General features: G+C 51.4%; 17 protein-coding genes. 12 read left to right on the top strand and 5 right to left on the bottom strand.

All coding sequences use genetic code 11. The annotated features are described in order from the left end of the window. Positions 1–3: 3 nt before the first annotated feature. The 3 genes from pspC to pspA are packed head-to-tail and all read right to left on the bottom strand — an operon-like array spanning position 4 to position 1,310. Positions 4–363 carry an envelope stress response membrane protein PspC gene (gene pspC, locus OGV80_RS09055; protein WP_043016173.1) on the bottom strand — a complete coding sequence of 120 codons (360 nt, stop codon included), beginning with the start codon at positions 361–363 and terminating at the stop codon, positions 4–6. Then, positions 363–587, bottom strand: coding sequence for an envelope stress response membrane protein PspB (pspB, locus tag OGV80_RS09050; RefSeq protein WP_286514588.1), 225 nt, complete (start codon positions 585–587; stop codon positions 363–365). The genes pspC and pspB overlap by 1 nt, the downstream gene beginning before the upstream one ends. A gap of 54 nt (positions 588–641) precedes the next feature. Continuing rightward, positions 642–1,310, bottom strand: coding sequence for a phage shock protein PspA (gene pspA / locus OGV80_RS09045; RefSeq protein WP_043016172.1), 669 nt, complete (start codon positions 1,308–1,310; stop codon positions 642–644). A gap of 155 nt (positions 1,311–1,465) precedes the next feature. Between pspA and pspF the strand changes: the two genes are divergently transcribed. Both pspF and OGV80_RS09035 read left to right on the top strand, forming a co-directional pair. After that, positions 1,466–2,455, top strand: coding sequence for a phage shock protein operon transcriptional activator (gene pspF, locus OGV80_RS09040; RefSeq protein WP_286514585.1), 990 nt, complete (start codon positions 1,466–1,468; stop codon positions 2,453–2,455). A 96-nt stretch (positions 2,456–2,551) separates the two neighbouring features. Continuing rightward, entirely contained in the window at positions 2,552–3,196 is a 645-nt protein-coding gene (locus OGV80_RS09035) for a quinolone resistance pentapeptide repeat protein QnrB27 (protein WP_032494874.1), read from the top strand. A 91-nt stretch (positions 3,197–3,287) separates the two neighbouring features. Here the strand turns inward: OGV80_RS09035 and OGV80_RS09030 are convergent, their stop codons facing one another. Then, complete coding sequence (locus tag OGV80_RS09030; protein WP_043016170.1) at positions 3,288–4,196, bottom strand: SDR family oxidoreductase; 909 nt, start codon at positions 4,194–4,196, stop codon at positions 3,288–3,290. 248 nt (positions 4,197–4,444) lie between these two features. Here OGV80_RS09030 and OGV80_RS09025 point away from each other — a divergent pair, with 248 nt between their 5' ends. The 6 genes from OGV80_RS09025 to sapF all read left to right on the top strand — a co-directional run bounded on the left by OGV80_RS09025 (position 4,445) and on the right by sapF (position 10,460). Further along, positions 4,445–4,837 carry a YdeI family stress tolerance OB fold protein gene (locus OGV80_RS09025; protein WP_043016169.1) on the top strand — a complete coding sequence of 131 codons (393 nt, stop codon included), beginning with the start codon at positions 4,445–4,447 and terminating at the stop codon, positions 4,835–4,837. Positions 4,838–5,177: 340 nt separating this feature from the next. Then, positions 5,178–6,821 (top strand): ABC transporter substrate-binding protein SapA, encoded by a 1,644-nt coding sequence (sapA, locus tag OGV80_RS09020; RefSeq protein WP_047410878.1) that lies wholly within the window; start codon positions 5,178–5,180, stop codon positions 6,819–6,821. Beyond that, positions 6,818–7,783 (top strand): peptide ABC transporter permease SapB, encoded by a 966-nt coding sequence (gene sapB, locus OGV80_RS09015; protein WP_043016167.1) that lies wholly within the window; start codon positions 6,818–6,820, stop codon positions 7,781–7,783. The genes sapA and sapB overlap by 4 nt, the downstream gene beginning before the upstream one ends. Continuing rightward, the gene (gene sapC, locus OGV80_RS09010) at positions 7,770–8,660 is read left to right on the top strand and encodes a peptide ABC transporter permease SapC (protein WP_043016166.1); all 891 of its coding nucleotides are present in this window, start codon (positions 7,770–7,772) and stop codon (positions 8,658–8,660) included. Before sapB ends, sapC begins: the two co-directional genes overlap by 14 nt. Further along, positions 8,660–9,652 (top strand): peptide ABC transporter ATP-binding protein SapD, encoded by a 993-nt coding sequence (sapD, locus tag OGV80_RS09005; RefSeq protein WP_043016165.1) that lies wholly within the window; start codon positions 8,660–8,662, stop codon positions 9,650–9,652. The genes sapC and sapD overlap by 1 nt, the downstream gene beginning before the upstream one ends. Position 9,653: 1 nt before the next feature. Next, positions 9,654–10,460, top strand: a complete 807-nt coding sequence (gene sapF, locus OGV80_RS09000; RefSeq protein WP_043016164.1) for a peptide ABC transporter ATP-binding protein SapF — start codon at positions 9,654–9,656, stop codon at positions 10,458–10,460. A gap of 38 nt (positions 10,461–10,498) precedes the next feature. Here the strand turns inward: sapF and OGV80_RS08995 are convergent, their stop codons facing one another. Further along, complete coding sequence (locus tag OGV80_RS08995) at positions 10,499–11,188, bottom strand: EAL domain-containing protein (RefSeq protein ID WP_043016163.1); 690 nt, start codon at positions 11,186–11,188, stop codon at positions 10,499–10,501. A 407-nt stretch (positions 11,189–11,595) separates the two neighbouring features. Here OGV80_RS08995 and fabI point away from each other — a divergent pair, with 407 nt between their 5' ends. The 4 genes from fabI to pdeR all read left to right on the top strand — a co-directional run bounded on the left by fabI (position 11,596) and on the right by pdeR (position 18,011). Then, a complete protein-coding gene (gene fabI / locus OGV80_RS08990; protein ID WP_043016162.1) occupies positions 11,596–12,384 on the top strand; it encodes an enoyl-ACP reductase FabI in 789 nt (262 codons plus the stop codon). Positions 12,385–12,584: 200 nt separating this feature from the next. After that, a complete protein-coding gene (locus OGV80_RS08985; protein WP_286514580.1) occupies positions 12,585–13,730 on the top strand; it encodes a carboxymuconolactone decarboxylase family protein in 1,146 nt (381 codons plus the stop codon). Between the two features lie 89 nt (positions 13,731–13,819). Further along, entirely contained in the window at positions 13,820–15,754 is a 1,935-nt protein-coding gene (locus tag OGV80_RS08980) for an exoribonuclease II (protein WP_047410868.1), read from the top strand. Between the two features lie 265 nt (positions 15,755–16,019). Next, on the top strand, positions 16,020–18,011 hold the full coding sequence (gene pdeR / locus OGV80_RS08975; RefSeq protein ID WP_286514578.1) for a cyclic di-GMP phosphodiesterase: 1,992 nt from the start codon (positions 16,020–16,022) through the stop codon (positions 18,009–18,011). Positions 18,012–18,074 lie beyond the last annotated feature (63 nt).

The following is an 18,074-nucleotide window of genomic DNA, read 5'->3' as shown; positions in this document are numbered from 1 at the left end:
ACCTCACAATTGGCGGAAACGACTACGTAATGAAAAAGTATCAGACGTTACATAACGTTCCATTTCACGCAAACGCTTTTCACTTGCTGCCAGCTCACGATCGACGGCATCCAACAGCTCGCCGCTAGATGGCTGTTGCTCGCCACAGACCACATTGTCCGGCATCGGGTCTAACACAAACGTCAGCACGATGTAGGCGACGAAGGTGAAAAAGGCCAGGCCAAAAAAGACTGACAACACCACCAGGATCCGTACCAGCTTCACAGGTACATCGAGATAATGCGCAATACCTGCGCAAACCCCCTTCACCATGCCCTGCTGCGGAATACGCCACAGTTTTTTGTTCAGGTTAACGCCTCCCATTAGCGGTCCCTCCAGTTTGGATGTTCAGCATCAAGGATGTCTTCCAGCGCCTGAATGCGCTCGCGCATCCGATGTGCGTCATCGTTGAGTTCGACCAGACGTTGCTGTTCACTTTGCGACAGTTCGCCACGACTGGAACGGTTGCTGTAATGCAGCCAGAGCCAAATCGGTAAAACGAACAACACAAAGATGGTTAACGGGATAGCCAGAAATAGCGCGCTCATGAGTACTCCTTACAGGTGATGAGCGGCGGCGCGTTCGGGCGCCGCCAGATGTTATTATTGCTTGTCTTGCTGCATTTTGGCTTTAAGTTGCGCCAGTTGCTCGCTGATTTCATCATCTGCTTTCAGGTCAGCAAATTGCTGATCCAGAGACTTTTGTTTACCGAAGTTATGGCTTTCAGCCTCAGCTTCCATATGATCGATACGACGCTCGAAAGATTCAAAGCGCGCCATCGCTTCATCCAGTTTACCGCTGTCCAGTTGACGACGGACATCACGCGAAGAACTCGCTGCCTGATGACGCAGCATCAGCGCCTGCTGACGAGCCCGGGTTTCACTGAGTTTATTTTCCAGCTCACCAATCTCTTTTTTCATACGCGCCAGCGTATCGTCAACCAGCGTCACCTCATGCTCCAGAGAAGCAATCAGGTCAGTCAGTTTCTGTTTTTCGATTAACGCAGAACGCGCCAAATCTTCTTTCTCTTTACGCAGCGCCAGCTCGGCTTTTTCTTGCCACTCTGCCTGTTGCGCGCTGGCCTGTTCAATACGGCGAGATAATTGTTTCTTTTCTGCCAGAGCGCGTGCGGAATTTGAACGCACCTCAACCAGCGTATCTTCCATTTCCTGGATCATTAACCGCACCAGCTTCTGCGGATCTTCAGCCTTTTCCAGCAACGCATTAATGTTGGCGTTCACGATGTCGGCAAAACGAGAAAAAATACCCATAATGTAATCCTCACTTACTGTTCTGATATCGGGCTATGCCCTGCTGATTTCGTAATGCACTTGGCGTGCCAACTTTTTATCTCATTGATTCTAATAATTATATCTAATTTTACCTGTCGAGATAATTAGGGTAAATTGGTGAATAACACTAACAAATGGTGAATTTCATCATGGCAGAATACAAAGATAATCTTCTGGGTGAAGCAAACAGCTTTATTGAAGTGCTGGAGCAGGTTTCTCATCTGGCGCCACTGGATAAACCTGTGCTGGTTATCGGTGAGCGCGGTACAGGGAAAGAGCTTATTGCCAACCGCCTGCACTACCTCTCTACGCGTTGGCAAGGCCCGTTTATTTCACTTAACTGCGCGGCGCTCAACGAGAACTTACTCGATTCCGAACTGTTTGGTCACGAAGCGGGTGCCTTTACCGGCGCGCAAAAACGCCACCCTGGACGTTTCGAACGCGCCGATGGCGGCACGCTGTTTCTTGACGAGCTGGCGACTGCCCCCATGCTGGTGCAGGAAAAACTGTTGCGCGTCATTGAGTATGGCGAGCTGGAGCGCGTTGGCGGCAGCCAGCCGTTGCAGGTTAACGTACGCCTGGTTTGTGCGACCAATGCCGACCTGCCACGTATGGTCAGCGAAGGCACTTTCCGCGCAGACCTGCTGGATCGTCTGGCCTTTGACGTGGTGCAACTTCCCCCGTTACGCGAGCGTCAAAGCGACATCATGTTAATGGCCGAACACTTTGCCATTCAGATGTGTCGCGAGATCGGGTTACCGCTGTTCCCGGGGTTTACCGCCGAGGCCAGGGAGCCCCTCCTCCACTACCGTTGGCCGGGCAATATTCGTGAACTAAAAAACGTCGTGGAGCGTTCCGTATACCGGCACGGTACCAGCGATTACCCGCTGGATGAGATAATCATCGACCCCTTCCGTCGCCATGTTGCGCAGCCGCAGGTAGAGGAAACAACGCTGGCATCTGCAGCATTACCGCTGGATTTGCGTGAATTCCAGCAGCAACAAGAGAAAGACTTTTTACAAACCAGCTTGCAGCAAGCGAAATTTAATCAGAAAAAGGCCGCTGAACTACTGGGTCTGACTTACCATCAGCTTCGTGCCTTGCTGAAGAAACACCAGATTTAGGACACTTTCGCCGACGTTATACTGGAGGATTTGACGCATAGCGTTAAAACAGATTACCATGATGAAATCACTGTATAAAAAAACAGGTGTATCATTATGACTCTGGCATTAGTTAGCGAAAAAATTGACAGAAACCGCTTCACCGGGGAAAAAGTTGAAAACAGTACTTTTTTTAACTGTGATTTTTCAGGGGCCGATCTTAGCGGCACTGAATTTATCGGCTGTCAGTTTTATGATCGCGAAAGCCAGAAAGGGTGTAATTTTAGTCGCGCAATGCTGAAAGATGCCATTTTTAAAAGTTGCGATTTATCCATGGCGGATTTTCGCAACGCCAGTGCCCTGGGAATTGAAATTCGCCACTGCCGCGCGCAGGGTTCAGATTTTCGCGGTGCGAGTTTTATGAACATGATCACCACGCGGACCTGGTTTTGCAGCGCATACATCACGAATACCAATCTAAGCTACGCCAACTTTTCGAAGGTTGTCCTGGAAAAGTGCGAGCTGTGGGAAAACCGCTGGATGGGAACTCAGGTAGCGGGTGCAACGTTCAGTGGATCAGATCTCTCGGGCGGTGAATTTTCAGCGTTCGACTGGCGGGCCGCAAATTTCACGCACTGTGATTTGACCAATTCAGAACTGGGTGATTTAGATATTCGGGGTGTAGATTTACAAGGCGTCAAATTGGATAGCTATCAGGCAGCGTTGCTGATGGAGCGGCTTGGCATCGCGGTGATTGGTTAGCATTCTCGGAGCGGTAAGTACCGCTCCCACCCTTATACAATAGTGTCCGTCTTTGCCTTAAAAGTCACTTTCGACGTACAGAGCATAAACGTTAGAGGGTTCCGGTCCCCCCATCAGAACACCAGACCTGACCAGACGTATAGCTGTTCTCCTGAGCGGCCAGGGTGACATAAAGCGGCGCGATTTCCACCGGTTGTCCAGGACGTCCCAGCGGCGCATTTGCCCCAAATTTCTCCACCTTTTCCTGCGGTTGACCGCCACAACACTGCAGCACCGTCCAGTATGGACCCGGCGCGACGGCATTAACACGGATCCCTTTCGGGGCCAGCTGTTTCGCCAGCGATTTAGTAAATGCCACGATAGCTGCTTTAGTCTGAGCATAATCAAGCAAGATTTCACTTGGCTCATAAGCCTGTACCGAGGAGGTATTAATTATCACGCTGTCTGGTGAAAGATGGGGTATGGCCGCTTTGGTGATCCAAAACATAGCGTAGACATTGGTCTTAAATGTTGCGTCGAAATCTTCTGTGGTGAGTTCCTCAATTGACTCACAAAATTGCTGACGACCCGCATTATTGACGAGGATATCCAACCCTCCCAGTCCTTTAACCGCCTGTGTTACCAGATGACCGCAAAAAGCCTCATCACGAATATCTCCGGGGATGGCCAAAACATTTCTGCCTGCTTTATTTATCAGGTCGACCACTTCACACGCATCGTCTTCTTCTTCAGGTAAATAGTTGATCGCAACATCAGCGCCTTCACGAGCATAGGCAATAGCAACAGCACGACCAATCCCTGAATCCCCACCGGTAATTAATACCTTGCGCCCATTCAGGCGACCGCTTCCCTGATAGCTGTCTTCTCCATGGTCGGGACGCGGTTGCATTTTCCCCGCCAGCCCTGGAAAGGGCTGCTGCTGCTGTTGAAAAGGCGGCGCCGGAAAACGCGCAGAATTGGTTTTATTGATGGTCTTTTTTTCCTTGTTTAAGCCAGCCATGCAATTACCTCTCTTTATTTATCACAAAGACTAATAAGCGTAGACCAAAATGAATGGCATGACCGATATTACACAGCTGTACTTAATTTTCTCGGAATATTACCCCCCTACTTCCCCCTACCGCTACGCTTATATCCCCACCAACGTTAGATTTAATTTAAACAATGTCATTTGAGACTTTTCCAGTTCGCAGTATTAATAAAAGGCAACCACACTTAACATCTCAACCCAGGCAAAAGGGAGAACGTATGAAATTATCCATAACGCCATTATTATGTTGTTTTTTATTGTCGCCAGCGCTTGCTGATGATAACGGCGGGTTGAAAAATGATACAGCTCCACCGCCAGCCCACGCTCTGGATGAAGGTTATCGTGGGACCGAAGATGCAAGAATCATGACTGTCGAACAGGCCAAAACGATGCATGACGGTGCGACCATTTCTCTACGAGGTAATCTCATCGAGGATCAAGGCGGAGACAAATTTATCTTTCGTGATAAAACCGGCAGTATCCAGACTTTAATTCCACACGCGGTTTTCGATGGCCGAACGGTTAAACCCGATCACATGATCAGTATTAACGGTAGCCTCGATGCGAAAATGCAACCACCAGTGGTTCGCGTAAATAAGATCCAGAAGTAACGCAATAACCGGGAAGGAAGCCACTCTTCCCGGTCGATTTTCTTTATTCCTACGATTTTGCTAATGCTCACTTCTGCCCGTCATGGTCATTTCCTCCCCTCTTTTCCCTCACGTTTTTCTGTCTGCCAGCGAATCACGCGTTTAAGCGAGTCAGATGGGTCATGAAAATGCTAAGATAGTTAACAGAGTAGATTCAAAGTGGATAGCGGGTATGAATGTTGAACATGTCGCGATGTTGAATTCGCGTTTATCACCCTTGCTGCCCCCAAACACAAACGGTAATGGCAAATGTCATTAAGTATTAGTAAGATAGCCTCTTTATTTATAATCCTTTAAAATTATGCGCCTGGTTTTATCATCTCTGATCGTGATGGCTGGATTTCTGAGTGGTCAGGCTGCTGCCGCGCCTGAACAGGCTTCGCACGCTGATATTCGTGACAGCGGCTTTGTCTATTGCGTCAGCGGGCAGGTCAATACGTTCAATCCGCAAAAAGCGAGCAGCGGCCTCATCGTCGACACGCTGGCGGCCCAATTGTATGACCGACTGCTTGATGTCGACCCGTACACCTATCGACTGGTGCCTGAGCTGGCCGAAAGCTGGGAGGTGCTGGATAACGGCGCAACCTACCGCTTCCACCTGCGTCGTGACGTCCAGTTTCAGAAGACTGCCTGGTTTACCCCCACCCGTAAACTGAATGCGGACGACGTGGTGTTTACCTTCGAGCGCATCTTTGATCGCCAGCATCCGTGGCATAATGTGAACGGCAGTAGTTTCCCCTACTTCGACAGTTTACAGTTCGCCGATAATGTCCAAAGCGTACGCAAGCTGGACAATAACACCGTTGAATTTCGCTTAACCCAGCCCGATGCCTCCTTTATGTGGCACCTTGCCACGCACTATGCTTCGGTGATGTCAGCGGAATATGCGGCTAACCTTGCAAAACAGGATCGCCAGGAACTGCTCGACAGACAACCCGTCGGCACGGGCCCGTACCAGCTTTCGGAGAATCGCGCCGGCCAATATATTCGACTGCAGCGCCATGAAAAATTCTGGCGTGGTACTCCGCTGATGCCGCAGGTGGTAGTGGACCTTGGCTCCGGCGGCACCGGACGCTTATCGAAACTCCTGACCGGCGAGTGCGACGTTCTGGCCTGGCCTGCCGCCAGCCAGCTCAGCATTTTGCGTGATGACCCACGCCTGCGTCTGACGCTGCGTCCGGGGATGAACATCGCGTATCTGGCATTCAACACCAATAAACCGCCGCTGGATAACCCTGCCGTGCGGCATGCGCTGGCGCTGGCCATTAATAACCAACGGCTGATGCAGTCCATCTACTACGGGACGGCGGAAACCGCAGCATCTATTTTGCCTCGCGCCTCGTGGGCTTATGACAACGAAGCTAAAATTACAGAGTACAACCCGGCAAAATCGCGCGAACAGTTAAAAGCGCTGGGGCTGGAGAACCTGACCTTGCAGCTTTGGGTTCCCACCAGCTCACAGGCCTGGAACCCAAGTCCGCTGAAAACCGCCGAGCTGATTCAGGCAGATATGGCTCAGGTGGGTGTGAAAGTGAAAATCATTCCGGTAGAAGGTCGATTTCAGGAGGCGCGATTAATGGATATGAACCATGATCTGACGTTATCCGGCTGGGCGACGGACAGTAACGATCCTGACAGTTTTTTCCGACCGTTGCTAAGCTGTGCCGCCATCAACTCGCAAACCAACTTCGCCCACTGGTGTAATCCGGAATTTGACAGCGTTCTGCGCAAAGCCCTCTCGTCGCAGCAGCTCTCATCGCGAATTGATGCCTATGACGAAGCGCAAAATATTCTCGCGAAAGAATTACCAATCCTGCCGCTGGCCTCTTCACTGCGTCTGCAGGCTTACCGCTACGATATTAAAGGGCTGGTGCTCAGTCCGTTCGGTAATGCCTCTTTTGCCGGGGTTTCCAGGGAAAAGAAAGATGAGGTGAAAAAACCATGATTATCTTCACCTTGCGCCGTTTTTTATTGCTGCTGATCACCCTGTTCTTTCTGACCTTTATTGGATTCAGTCTGAGCTACTTCACACCTCATGCGCCGTTACAGGGCGCATCACTGTGGAATGCCTGGGTATTCTGGTTCAATGGCCTCATCCACTGGGATTTCGGCGTCTCCAGTATTAATGGCCAATTGATTTCAGAACAGTTGAAGGAGGTGTTCCCGGCGACGATGGAACTGTGCATTCTGGCCTTTGGTTTTGCGCTGATGGTCGGGATCCCCGTTGGTATGTTGGCAGGCATCACGCGGAACAAATGGCAGGACCGCTGCATCAGCGCATTAGCGCTAATGGGTTTTTCGATTCCGGTTTTTTGGCTGGCGCTGTTGCTGACATTGCTCTTCTCACTGACCCTCGGCTGGCTTCCCGTGTCGGGGCGTTTTGATCTGCTCTACGAAGTAAAACCCGTTACCGGTTTTGCCATTATTGATGCGTGGATCTCCGACTCGCCCTGGCGCGATGAAATGCTGGTCAGCGCAATCCGGCACATGGTGCTCCCGGTGTTGACGCTTTCCGTCGCCCCTACCACCGAAGTTATTCGCCTGATGCGTATCAGCACCATCGAGGTCTTTGATCAAAACTACATCAAAGCGGCCGCCACGCGTGGTCTGTCACGCTTAACAATTCTGCGCCGTCACGTCCTGCACAACGCCCTCCCGCCGGTGATCCCGCGCCTGGGTTTACAGTTTTCCACCATGCTGACGCTGGCGATGATCACCGAGATGGTCTTTAGCTGGCCTGGCCTTGGCCGTTGGCTGATTAACGCGATTCGCCAGCAGGATTACGCGGCGATTTCGGCGGGCGTTATGGTGATTGGCTCACTGGTGATCATCGTCAACGTCATCTCTGATATTTTGGGTGCTATGGCTAACCCTCTGAAACATAAGGAATGGTATGCCTTACGATAGCGTCTACAGCGAAAAGCGCCCACCGGGAACGCTGCGCACCGCGTGGCGTAATTTTTACGGCGATGCGACGGCGATGATTGGCCTGTATGGTTGCGCGGGATTAGCGATTCTGTGTGTTTTTGGCGGTTGGTTTGCCCCTTATGGCATCGACCAGCAGTTTCTCGGTTATCAGCTTTTACCGCCGTCATGGTCGCGCTATGGCGAAGTCTCATTTTTCCTCGGAACTGACGATCTGGGGCGTGACGTGTTAAGCCGCCTGCTCAGCGGTGCGGCCCCGACCGTTGGCGGCGCGTTTGTCGTCACCCTCGCCGCTACCCTGTGTGGTCTGTTGCTGGGCGTGGTTGCCGGTGCGACGCACGGTTTGCGCTCCGCGGTACTGAATCACATTCTGGACACTCTGCTCTCGATCCCTTCGCTGCTGCTGGCGATTATTGTGGTGGCCTTTGCGGGGCCGCATCTGACCCACGCGATGTTTGCCGTCTGGCTGGCGCTGCTGCCGCGCATGGTACGCTCCGTCTACAGCATGGTGCATGACGAGCTGGAAAAAGAGTACGTTATTGCCGCTCGTCTGGACGGCGCAACCACACTCAATATTCTGTGGTTCGCCGTTCTGCCCAATATTACCGCCGGGCTTATCACCGAAATTACCCGTGCGCTGTCGATGGCGATTCTGGACATTGCCGCGCTGGGTTTTCTCGACCTTGGCGCACAGTTGCCGTCACCAGAATGGGGAGCCATGCTGGGCGACGCGCTGGAGCTGATTTATGTCGCGCCGTGGACGGTGATGCTGCCAGGTGCAGCGATTATGATAAGCGTGCTGCTGGTTAACCTGCTGGGTGATGGCGTGCGCCGCGCAATTATTGCGGGGGTGGAATAATGCCATTACTGGATATCCGTAACCTGACCATTGAATTCAGGACCGGCGACGAGTGGGTAAAGGCGGTTGACCGCGTCAGCATGACCCTCAATGAAGGTGAAATCCGCGGGTTGGTCGGCGAGTCCGGGTCCGGAAAAAGCCTGATCGCCAAGGCCATTTGCGGCGTTGCTAAAGATAACTGGCGCGTAACCGCAGACCGTATGCGCTTTGATGATATCGATCTGCTACGCCTTTCAGCTCGTGAACGACGCAAGCTGGTCGGTCATAACGTTTCTATGATCTTTCAGGAACCGCAATCGTGTCTCGACCCCTCCGAGCGCATCGGACGTCAGCTAATGCAAAATATTCCGGCATGGACCTACAAGGGCCGCTGGTGGCAGCGCATTGGCTGGCGCAAACGCCGCGCGATTGAACTCCTGCACCGCGTCGGGATAAAAGATCATAAAGATGCCATGCGCAGCTTTCCGTACGAACTCACCGACGGCGAATGCCAGAAGGTGATGATCGCTATCGCCCTTGCTAATCAGCCACGCTTGCTGATTGCTGACGAACCGACGAATGCGATGGAACCCACCACTCAGGCGCAAATTTTCCGCCTGCTGACCCGGCTAAATCAAAACAGCAACACCACCATTTTGTTGATAAGCCATGACTTGCAAATGCTCAGCCAGTGGGCAGACAAAGTTAACGTGATGTACTGCGGGCAAACGGTGGAAACTGCGCCCAGTAAGGACCTGGTGACGATTCCGCATCATCCTTACACTCAGGCGTTGATTCGCGCCATTCCTGATTTTGGTAGCGCAATGCCGCACAAAAGCCGCCTGAATACCATGCCAGGAGCAATTCCATTGCTGGAACAATTACCTATCGGCTGTCGTCTGGGGCCGCGCTGCCCTTATGCTCAGCGCGAATGTATCGAAACCCCAAGACTGACCGGAGCAAAGAATCATCTCTACGCCTGTCATTTCCCGCTGAATATGGAGAGAGAGTGAGATGGTAGAAACCCTGCTCGAAGTTCGTAATCTGAGCAAAACCTTTCGCTACCGGACGGGCTTATTTCGCCGTCAGACCGTTGAAGCCGTTAAGCCCCTGAGCTTTACCCTGCGCGAGCGTCAGACGCTCGCCGTGATAGGCGAAAATGGTTCTGGTAAATCTACCCTGGCGAAGATGCTGGCCGGTATGATTGAGCCCACCAGCGGTGAGGTACTGATTGACGATCACCCGTTAAAATATGGCGATTACTCATTCCGTAGTCAGCGTATCAGGATGATTTTCCAGGATCCGTCAACGTCACTTAACCCGCGGCAGCGTATCTCACAGATCCTCGATTTCCCGCTACGTCTTAACACCGACCTCGAGCCGGAACAGCGTCGCAAGCAGATCGTCGAGACCATGCGTATGGTGGGTCTGCTGCCTGACCATGTGAGTTATTACCCGCATATGCTGGCCCCGGGACAAAAACAGCGTCTGGGCCTTGCTCGAGCGCTCATTTTACGACCCAAAGTAATTATCGCCGACGAGGCTCTGGCCTCTCTCGACATGTCGATGCGTTCGCAGCTCATCAATCTGATGCTGGAATTGCAGGAAAAACAGGGTATTTCATATATTTATGTGACCCAGCACATCGGCATGATGAAGCATATCAGCGATCAGGTATTAGTCATGCACCAGGGGGAAGTGGTTGAACGCGGCAGCACAGCAGATGTTCTGGCCTCGCCGCTGCATGAGCTTACCCGTCGCCTGATTGCAGGCCATTTCGGCGAAGCGCTTACCGCTGACGCGTGGCGTAAAGATCGCTAGCAGATGCAGCCCTCCTTCAGCGGAGGGCAATTTTGCACTCAGTGGCAAACGCTGGGTAAGAGCAGTGTATCTACCTCGCTAAAAGCAACCGAAGGGAAAAGGGTTCCCTGCATCACCCAAACACCCGCAGCGCCTGCCTCGTCGATAAGACGTGCTGTTTCCACGCCCTCCACTGCAATACGGTCGCAATATTCACGAATGTTTTTCATTAGCACCGGGAACATTGGTTTTTCAACCTGCTCCAGGAAGAAACCACGATCCAGCTTCACAACGTCAAAACGACCGCACACCAGCGGACTGGCACCAATGCTGCCGGAACCCAGATCGCCCAGCCATAATGCGTTTGGGCCGTCGCGAAGTGAATTAATCAGTAGATTATTCAGACACACGGTATTCGTCAGAAAACGTTCTGAAAGTTCCAGTGCAACAAATGGCATTGCATGTAATGCCGATTTGACGATCGGGTCTCCAATCGCCAGTAGCGCCATTTCATCAATAAGGTTCAGAGTACAGAAAAGGTTGTGGCTTTCAAACCAGTCACGTTTTTCGGCAATTAATCGAATTTGCTCGAGCATGAAATGACGTTTTTGTTCGCTATTCCACGCTGAAATGATGAACTCCGGATGTAACGGAGAAACCGTATCTGAAGCAAACCGGGCGCTCATCTCAACTCCCAGTAACGTATCAGTTGTGTCTCTCATCGGTTCCGCGATGAAATGATAGTGCATAAGACCACTCCAATTGATCATAACTTCCTGATAATGCACTTTTAATCACAATCAATCAATAATATCGATCAATGTATCAATATCGATCGATAAAAACAATATATCATAAAGAACTGAATCTGGTCATATTTTTTGTTTTAAGAAAGTTCCTACCTTGCTATGTTTATAAACATAAGCTAGCAGTTAATAATACCATTGAGATGCCTTTAAAGCCTTGTATTTTCTCCATCCTTCCGCGCTTGTATGATCCTCATATGTCATGGGTAGTGATTGTCACTGCGGGCTGATTACTCTTCTACAAGGAACAAAGAGTGGGATATAATTGCAGCCCATTTCGGGCAAGCTTGAAATTGTGATCATAACTCATTGATTGCTAAAAATAAGCAATGACCATAAGGATTAAAACTATGGGTTTCCTTTCCGGTAAGCGTATTCTGGTAACGGGTCTTGCCAGCAAACTTTCTATCGCCTGGGGTATCGCTCAGGCAATGCATCGCGAAGGCGCTGAACTGGCTTTCACATACCAGAACGACAAACTAAAAGTCCGCGTGGAAGAATTTGCAGCTCAACTGGGTTCCAGCATCGTACTGCAGTGTGATGTGGCGGAAGACGCCAGCATTGATGCAATGTTTTCGGAACTAAGCAAAGCCTGGCCGAAATTCGATGGTTTCGTTCACTCAATTGGATTCGCGCCCGCTGACCAACTGGATGGCGACTACGTGAATGCAGTCACCCGCGAAGGCTTCAAAATTGCTCATGACATTAGCGCTTACAGCTTTGTAGCGATGGCAAAGGCCTGCCGTTCCATGCTGAATCCAGGCTCTGCGCTGCTGACGCTATCCTATTTAGGCGCTGAGCGCGCCATCCCTAACTACAATGTGATGGGCCTGGCGAAAGCCTCTCTGGAAGCGAACGTTCGCTACATGGCTAATGCGATGGGTCCTGAAGGCGTGCGTGTGAACGCTATTTCCGCAGGTCCTATCCGGACACTTGCCGCTTCCGGCATTAAAGATTTCCGTAAAATGCTGGCGCATTGTGAAGCGGTTACGCCGATTCGCCGCACTGTAACCATTGAAGATGTGGGTAACTCCGCGGCATTCCTGTGCTCCGATCTCGCTGCCGGCATCTCTGGTGAAGTCGTTCACGTCGATGGTGGCTTCAGCATCGCGGCTATGAACGAGCTGGAACTGAAATAATCGTAAGTCCCCAATGGGCGGAATTAACCCGCCCATGACTCTTCTCTACCCGCCGCCATATATGCTTTTCTGATATTTATTATCACGTAACAATCTTTCATCCCCTCTTCTGCTTACGTCAGGATATTGCAGCGCAAACGATCCGGCGTAGTGGTATGACGACGTGTCCGGGTCGCCACTTTTTAGACCAAGGACCGCCCATGGAACAACGCCGAATTGAAGGCAAAAGCCACTGGTATCATGAGACGCAATCCAGCACGTATCCGCAAGATGTTTTACCGCTGGTGCCGGAAGCCGCTCATGTCGACGACAGCTTTTTACTGGATCTGGCGATACCTGATGACGCCCTTTTGCCTTTTCAATCCTGGTTAACTCCTGCCCGTAAACTTGCCCAGATCCTCTTCCCGGCTCATGTAAACCAGGATCAGATGCACACATTCAGTGCCTATGAACGGATGAGTACAGCCTTAACTGTCGCTCAGGTGTATGGCGTCCAGCGATTATGTAATCACTATGCCGCACGTTTAACACCGCTTCCTGGGCCGGACTCCTCACGGGAGAGTAACCATCGACTGGCGCAAATCACCCAATATGCGCGTCAACTTGCCAGCTCTCCTGCCGTGATAGGTGCACGCGATCGCCAGCACCTGGATGCTGTCGGGCTGACCACCAGCGATACCATTTTGATGAATCAAATTATCGGATTCGTCGGTTTTCAGGCCCGTATCGTAGCCCTGTTTCAGGCCTGGTCCGGACATCCGGTACGCCGAATTCCGGGACTGGATATACAGCAATTCGCTCACGCTGCGCCATTTAATGCAACAAACACAACCTGGCACGCTGCACCATTCCCGATAGAAAAACATCCTGGTCTTGATGAGGCGGCGACCAGACGTTATCCCAATGAACTGCAAGCTCTGGCGCCATTACTGATTCATTCACCGGTCATTTTGGATTTACTTGCGACGCTTATTTCCAGTACCCGGCGCAGCGCTGTACCGGCGCGGGCATTTTCTCTGACGGTGCTAATGACGTCACGGATTAACGGCAGCGTGGCCTGCTTTAATGAACATACTCACACAGCAAATGAATTAGCCGAGGTCATCGCCCTGCTTCGCCTGGATGAGCGTGAATTACAGCGTTGGGAACAACGACATCCGGTTGAGCGCGTCACCCTGCAGGCGGTACAATGGCTAACCCGAGCGCCTGACCGCTTTAGCGCCGCGCTGTTAACTCCCTTGTTCGATCAGGACATCTCCTCTGAACAAGCGATTAACCTGCTGGCCTGGAGCGGATTGTGCGGATGGTTGAATCGCTTGAAAATCGCGCTGGGCGAGACTTGTTAACCGATCCACTTACTGAAAGAGCGCTTGCCGCAACTGATAGAATCGCGTAAAACTGTCAGCCGCTCTTTTAGCCACGAAAATAGACAATTATGCTTCAGGACAACCCGCTGCTAGCGCAGCTTAAACAGCAACTGCATTCCCAGACGCCACGTGCTGAAGGGGTGGTAAAAGCCACGGAAAAAGGCTTTGGCTTCCTGGAAGTCGATGCACAAAAAAGCTATTTCATTCCGCCCCCGCAGATGAAAAAAGTCATGCATGGCGACCGTATAGTAGCGGTTATCCATACAGAAAAAGATCGTGAATCTGCCGAGCCGGAAGAACTGATCGAACCCTTCCTGACGCGCTTCGTGGGTAAAGTTCAGGGCAAAAATGACCGCCTGGCGATTGTGCCAGATCATCCGTTACTGAAAGATGCTATCCCTTGCCGTGCCGCCCGCGGCGTCGAGCATGAATTTAAAGAAGGTGATTGGGCCGTAGCTGAAATGCGCCGCCACCCGCTGAAAGGCGATCGCACCTTCTATGCCGAGTTAACCCAATTTATCACGTTTGCTGATGACCACTTTGTTCCGTGGTGGGTCACGCTGGCACGCCATAATCTCGAAAAAGAAGCACCGGACGGTGTGGCAACTGAGATGCTGGATGAAGGTCTGGTTCGTGAGGACTTAACCGCCCTCAACTTTGTCACTATCGACAGCGCCAGCACCGAAGATATGGACGATGCGCTGTATGCTGAAGAACTGGCCGACGGCAAATTGCAATTAACTGTCGCCATTGCCGATCCTACCGCCTGGATTGCAGAAGGCAGCAAACTGGATAAAACGGCAAAAATTCGCGCGTTTACTAACTATCTGCCGGGATTCAATATCCCGATGCTGCCACGTGAACTGTCTGACGATTTGTGCTCTCTGCGTGCAAACGTTGAGCGTCCGGTTCTGGCATGTCGGATGACCATCACCGCGGATGGCGCGATTGAAGACAACATCACGTTCTTCGCAGCAACGATTGAGTCGAAAGCGAAGCTGGTCTACGACAACGTCTCCGACTGGCTGGAAGGCGCAGGCGACTGGCAGCCTGAAAACGACGCGATTGCTGAACAAATCCGCCTGCTGCACCGTATTTGCCTGAGTCGTGGTGAGTGGCGTCATAATCATGCACTGGTATTTAAAGATCGCCCGGATTATCGTTTCGTTCTGGGTGAAAAAGGCGAAGTGCTGGACATCGTCGCAGAACCGCGCCGCATCGCAAACCGTATCGTGGAAGAATCCATGATTGCGGCGAACATTTGTGCCGCCCGCGTGCTTCGCGACAAGCTGGGCTTCGGTATTTATAACGTCCATATGGGATTTGACCCCGCTAACGCCGACGCTCTGGCCGCGCTGTTGAAAACCCATGGTATGCACGTGGATGCCGAAGAGGTCCTGACGCTGGAAGGTTTCTGCAAACTGCGCCGCGAACTGGATGCGCAGCCTTCTGGTTTCCTCGACAGTCGAATTCGCCGCTTCCAGTCTTACGCTGAAATAAGTATCGAGCCAGGTCCGCACTTTGGGCTGGGTCTGGAGGCTTATGCCACCTGGACATCTCCTATTCGTAAGTATGGCGATATGATCAACCACCGCCTGCTTAAGGCCGTCATCAAAGGTGAAAACATCGCCCGCCCTCAGGATGATACCACCGTGCAAATGGCGGAACGTCGTCGCCTGAACCGGATGGCTGAGCGTGATGTTGGTGACTGGTTATACGCCCGTTTCCTGAGCGACAAAGCCGGGACCGATACCCGCTTTGCCGCCGAGATCATTGACGTCAGCCGTGGCGGCATGCGTGTGCGTTTAATTGATAATGGCGCTGTTGCATTTATTCCTGCCCCGTTCCTGCACGCCGTTCGTGACGAACTGGTATGCAGCCAGGAAAGCGGCACTGTACAAATTAAAGGTGAAGTGGTTTACAAAGTCACGGATGTGATTGACGTAACTATCGCCGAAGTGCGGATGGAAACCCGCAGCGTTATCGCACGTCCCGCCATGTAAAATGTCGTAATCCAGCGACCTTTCTCATTTTGTGAAAGGTCGTTTTCTTTTTTCCGCCCAAATTCCCACCAGGCACTACACTTCTTTCAATCGGTCAAAATTATTTTTTTACTATTTTCAGTTCCGTTTGCTTTGCTTTTTACGGATTCTGGATTACACATAAATATATAAAAAAAACAATACGTTCAGCCATAATCACCCTGAATGAATCATGGCTACCCTTACTTTTGAGGCTCTATGCGCTTTAAACGGGATAGTACACATCATGAAAGACGTCCGGGAGCTGGTTACGTTGTATAGCTATGTGGGCACTCATAACCCCTACTGGCGTTTGTCAGAGGATTGCAACATCCTGCATTTCTCTATCGACGAAACGTCAGGCGCCGATCAGACCATCGAGTTATCACCTGAACAAGCCGATCGCATTCGCGAGATGACGGTGATTACGTCAAGTCTGTTAATGACGTTGCCCATTGAAGATGATGACATACCAGTGCATCTGGTCGGTCGAAAAATCAATAAACGCGAATGGGCCGGAAGCGCATCCGCCTGGGATGACACCCCTTCCGTCGCCCGCGACCTGGCTCACGGGCTCTCTTTTGCCGAACAGGTCGTTTCTGAAGCCAATTCCGTTATTGTCATTCTTGACCGGATGGGCAACATTCAGCGGTTTAATCGCCTGTGTGAAGAGTACACTGGCCTCAAAGAACGTGAAGTTATTGGCCAAAGTGTATTCACATTATTTATGAGTCGACGTGAGGCTGCGGCTTCACGGCGCAATATCGAGGTCTTTTTCCGCGAAGGTAATTCGTATGAGGTTGAGCGCTGGGTGAAAACCTGCAAAGGCCAGCGTCTGTTTCTGTTTCGCAATAAATTTGTGCATAACGGTAGCGGCAAGAACGAAATATTTCTGATCTGTTCCGGGACCGATATCACTGAAGAACGCCGCGCGCAGGAGCGACTGCGGGTGTTGGCAAATACCGACTCCATCACAGGCTTACCTAACCGCAACGCAATTCATGAACTGATCGGCAATGCGATTGAGAACGCAGGCGATATGCAGGTCGGGATTGTGTACCTCGATCTGGATAACTTCAAAAAGGTAAACGATGCCTACGGGCATATGTTTGGCGATCAATTATTACAAAGCGTATCGCTGGCAATCCTCAGTTGTCTCGACGACAACCAGATACTGGCGCGGTTTGGCGGCGATGAATTCATTGTCCTGGCCACCGAAACATCCCAGGGCACACTGGAAGCTACCGCATCACGCATTCTGACGCGCCTGCGCCAGCCATTTCGCATCGGCCTGATTGAAATCTATACCGGATGCTCTATTGGTATTTCCCTCGCCCCTCAGCATGGTCAGGACTGCGAGAGCGTCATTCGTAATGCGGATACAGCCATGTACACCGCAAAAGAAGGCGGTCGCGGACAGTTTTGTGTTTTCTCTCCGGAAATGAATCAGCGCGTATTTGAATATCTGTGGCTGGATACCAATCTGCGTAAGGCGCTGGAAAACGATCAGTTGGTTATCCATTATCAGCCAAAGATAACCTGGCGCGGTGAAGTGCGTAGTCTGGAGGCGCTGGTACGCTGGCAGTCCCCGGAACGTGGCCTCATTCCCCCACTGGAGTTTATCTCCTACGCCGAGGAATCGGGGCTCATCGTCCCGCTGGGTCGTTGGGTTATTCTCGACGTAGTGCGCCAGGTCGCGAAATGGCGCGCCAAGGGCATAAACCTGCGCGTGGCGGTAAACGTTTCTGCCCGCCAGCTCGCCGACCAGACGCTTTTTACCGCACTGAAGCAGGTACTTCAGGAACTCAACTTTGAGTATTGCCCCATCGATGTTGAATTAACGGAAAGCAGCCTGATTGAAAATGAACAACTGGCGTTGTCCGTTATTCAGCAATTTAGCCAGTTGGGAGCGCAAATCCATTTGGATGATTTTGGTACCGGTTATTCGTCGCTGTCGCAACTGGCCCGCTTCCCGCTGGATGCAATTAAACTGGATCAGACCTTTGTCCGAGATGTACACAAGCAATCCATTTCACAGTCGCTGGTGCGAGCCATTGTTGCAGTAGCACAGGCGCTCAACCTGCAGGTGATTGCTGAAGGCGTGGAAAGCGCGAAAGAGGATGCGTTTCTGACCAAAAATGGCGTCAATGAGCGTCAGGGGTTTTTATTCGCTAAACCAATGCCAGCAGCCGCTTTTGAACGTTGGTATCGCCGACATCTGAGTAAAAAATTGCGTTAATGTAGAGAAATTATACGTAGTGAATAGCCATAAATGGACATTACATGGAGATCTTATCTGCAT

This window comes from Citrobacter sp. Ce119, assembly GCF_030334525.1.
Lineage (GTDB): Bacteria > Pseudomonadota > Gammaproteobacteria > Enterobacterales > Enterobacteriaceae > Citrobacter > Citrobacter europaeus.
The sequence above is the reverse complement of the archived record's forward strand: the minus strand, read 5'-3'. Positions and strand labels throughout refer to the sequence as shown.

Coding starts and splice junctions, on each gene's coding strand:
- pspC (WP_043016173.1), bottom strand. CDS start 363: ATGGGAGGCGTTAACCTGAACAAAAAACTGTGGCGTATTCCGCAGCAG.
- pspB (WP_286514588.1), bottom strand. CDS start 587: ATGAGCGCGCTATTTCTGGCTATCCCGTTAACCATCTTTGTGTTGTTC.
- pspA (WP_043016172.1), bottom strand. CDS start 1,310: ATGGGTATTTTTTCTCGTTTTGCCGACATCGTGAACGCCAACATTAAT.
- pspF (WP_286514585.1), top strand. CDS start 1,466: ATGGTGAATTTCATCATGGCAGAATACAAAGATAATCTTCTGGGTGAA.
- OGV80_RS09035 (WP_032494874.1), top strand. CDS start 2,552: ATGACTCTGGCATTAGTTAGCGAAAAAATTGACAGAAACCGCTTCACC.
- OGV80_RS09030 (WP_043016170.1), bottom strand. CDS start 4,196: ATGGCTGGCTTAAACAAGGAAAAAAAGACCATCAATAAAACCAATTCT.
- OGV80_RS09025 (WP_043016169.1), top strand. CDS start 4,445: ATGAAATTATCCATAACGCCATTATTATGTTGTTTTTTATTGTCGCCA.
- sapA (WP_047410878.1), top strand. CDS start 5,178: ATGCGCCTGGTTTTATCATCTCTGATCGTGATGGCTGGATTTCTGAGT.
- sapB (WP_043016167.1), top strand. CDS start 6,818: ATGATTATCTTCACCTTGCGCCGTTTTTTATTGCTGCTGATCACCCTG.
- sapC (WP_043016166.1), top strand. CDS start 7,770: ATGCCTTACGATAGCGTCTACAGCGAAAAGCGCCCACCGGGAACGCTG.
- sapD (WP_043016165.1), top strand. CDS start 8,660: ATGCCATTACTGGATATCCGTAACCTGACCATTGAATTCAGGACCGGC.
- sapF (WP_043016164.1), top strand. CDS start 9,654: ATGGTAGAAACCCTGCTCGAAGTTCGTAATCTGAGCAAAACCTTTCGC.
- OGV80_RS08995 (WP_043016163.1), bottom strand. CDS start 11,188: ATGCACTATCATTTCATCGCGGAACCGATGAGAGACACAACTGATACG.
- fabI (WP_043016162.1), top strand. CDS start 11,596: ATGGGTTTCCTTTCCGGTAAGCGTATTCTGGTAACGGGTCTTGCCAGC.
- OGV80_RS08985 (WP_286514580.1), top strand. CDS start 12,585: ATGGAACAACGCCGAATTGAAGGCAAAAGCCACTGGTATCATGAGACG.
- OGV80_RS08980 (WP_047410868.1), top strand. CDS start 13,820: ATGCTTCAGGACAACCCGCTGCTAGCGCAGCTTAAACAGCAACTGCAT.
- pdeR (WP_286514578.1), top strand. CDS start 16,020: ATGAAAGACGTCCGGGAGCTGGTTACGTTGTATAGCTATGTGGGCACT.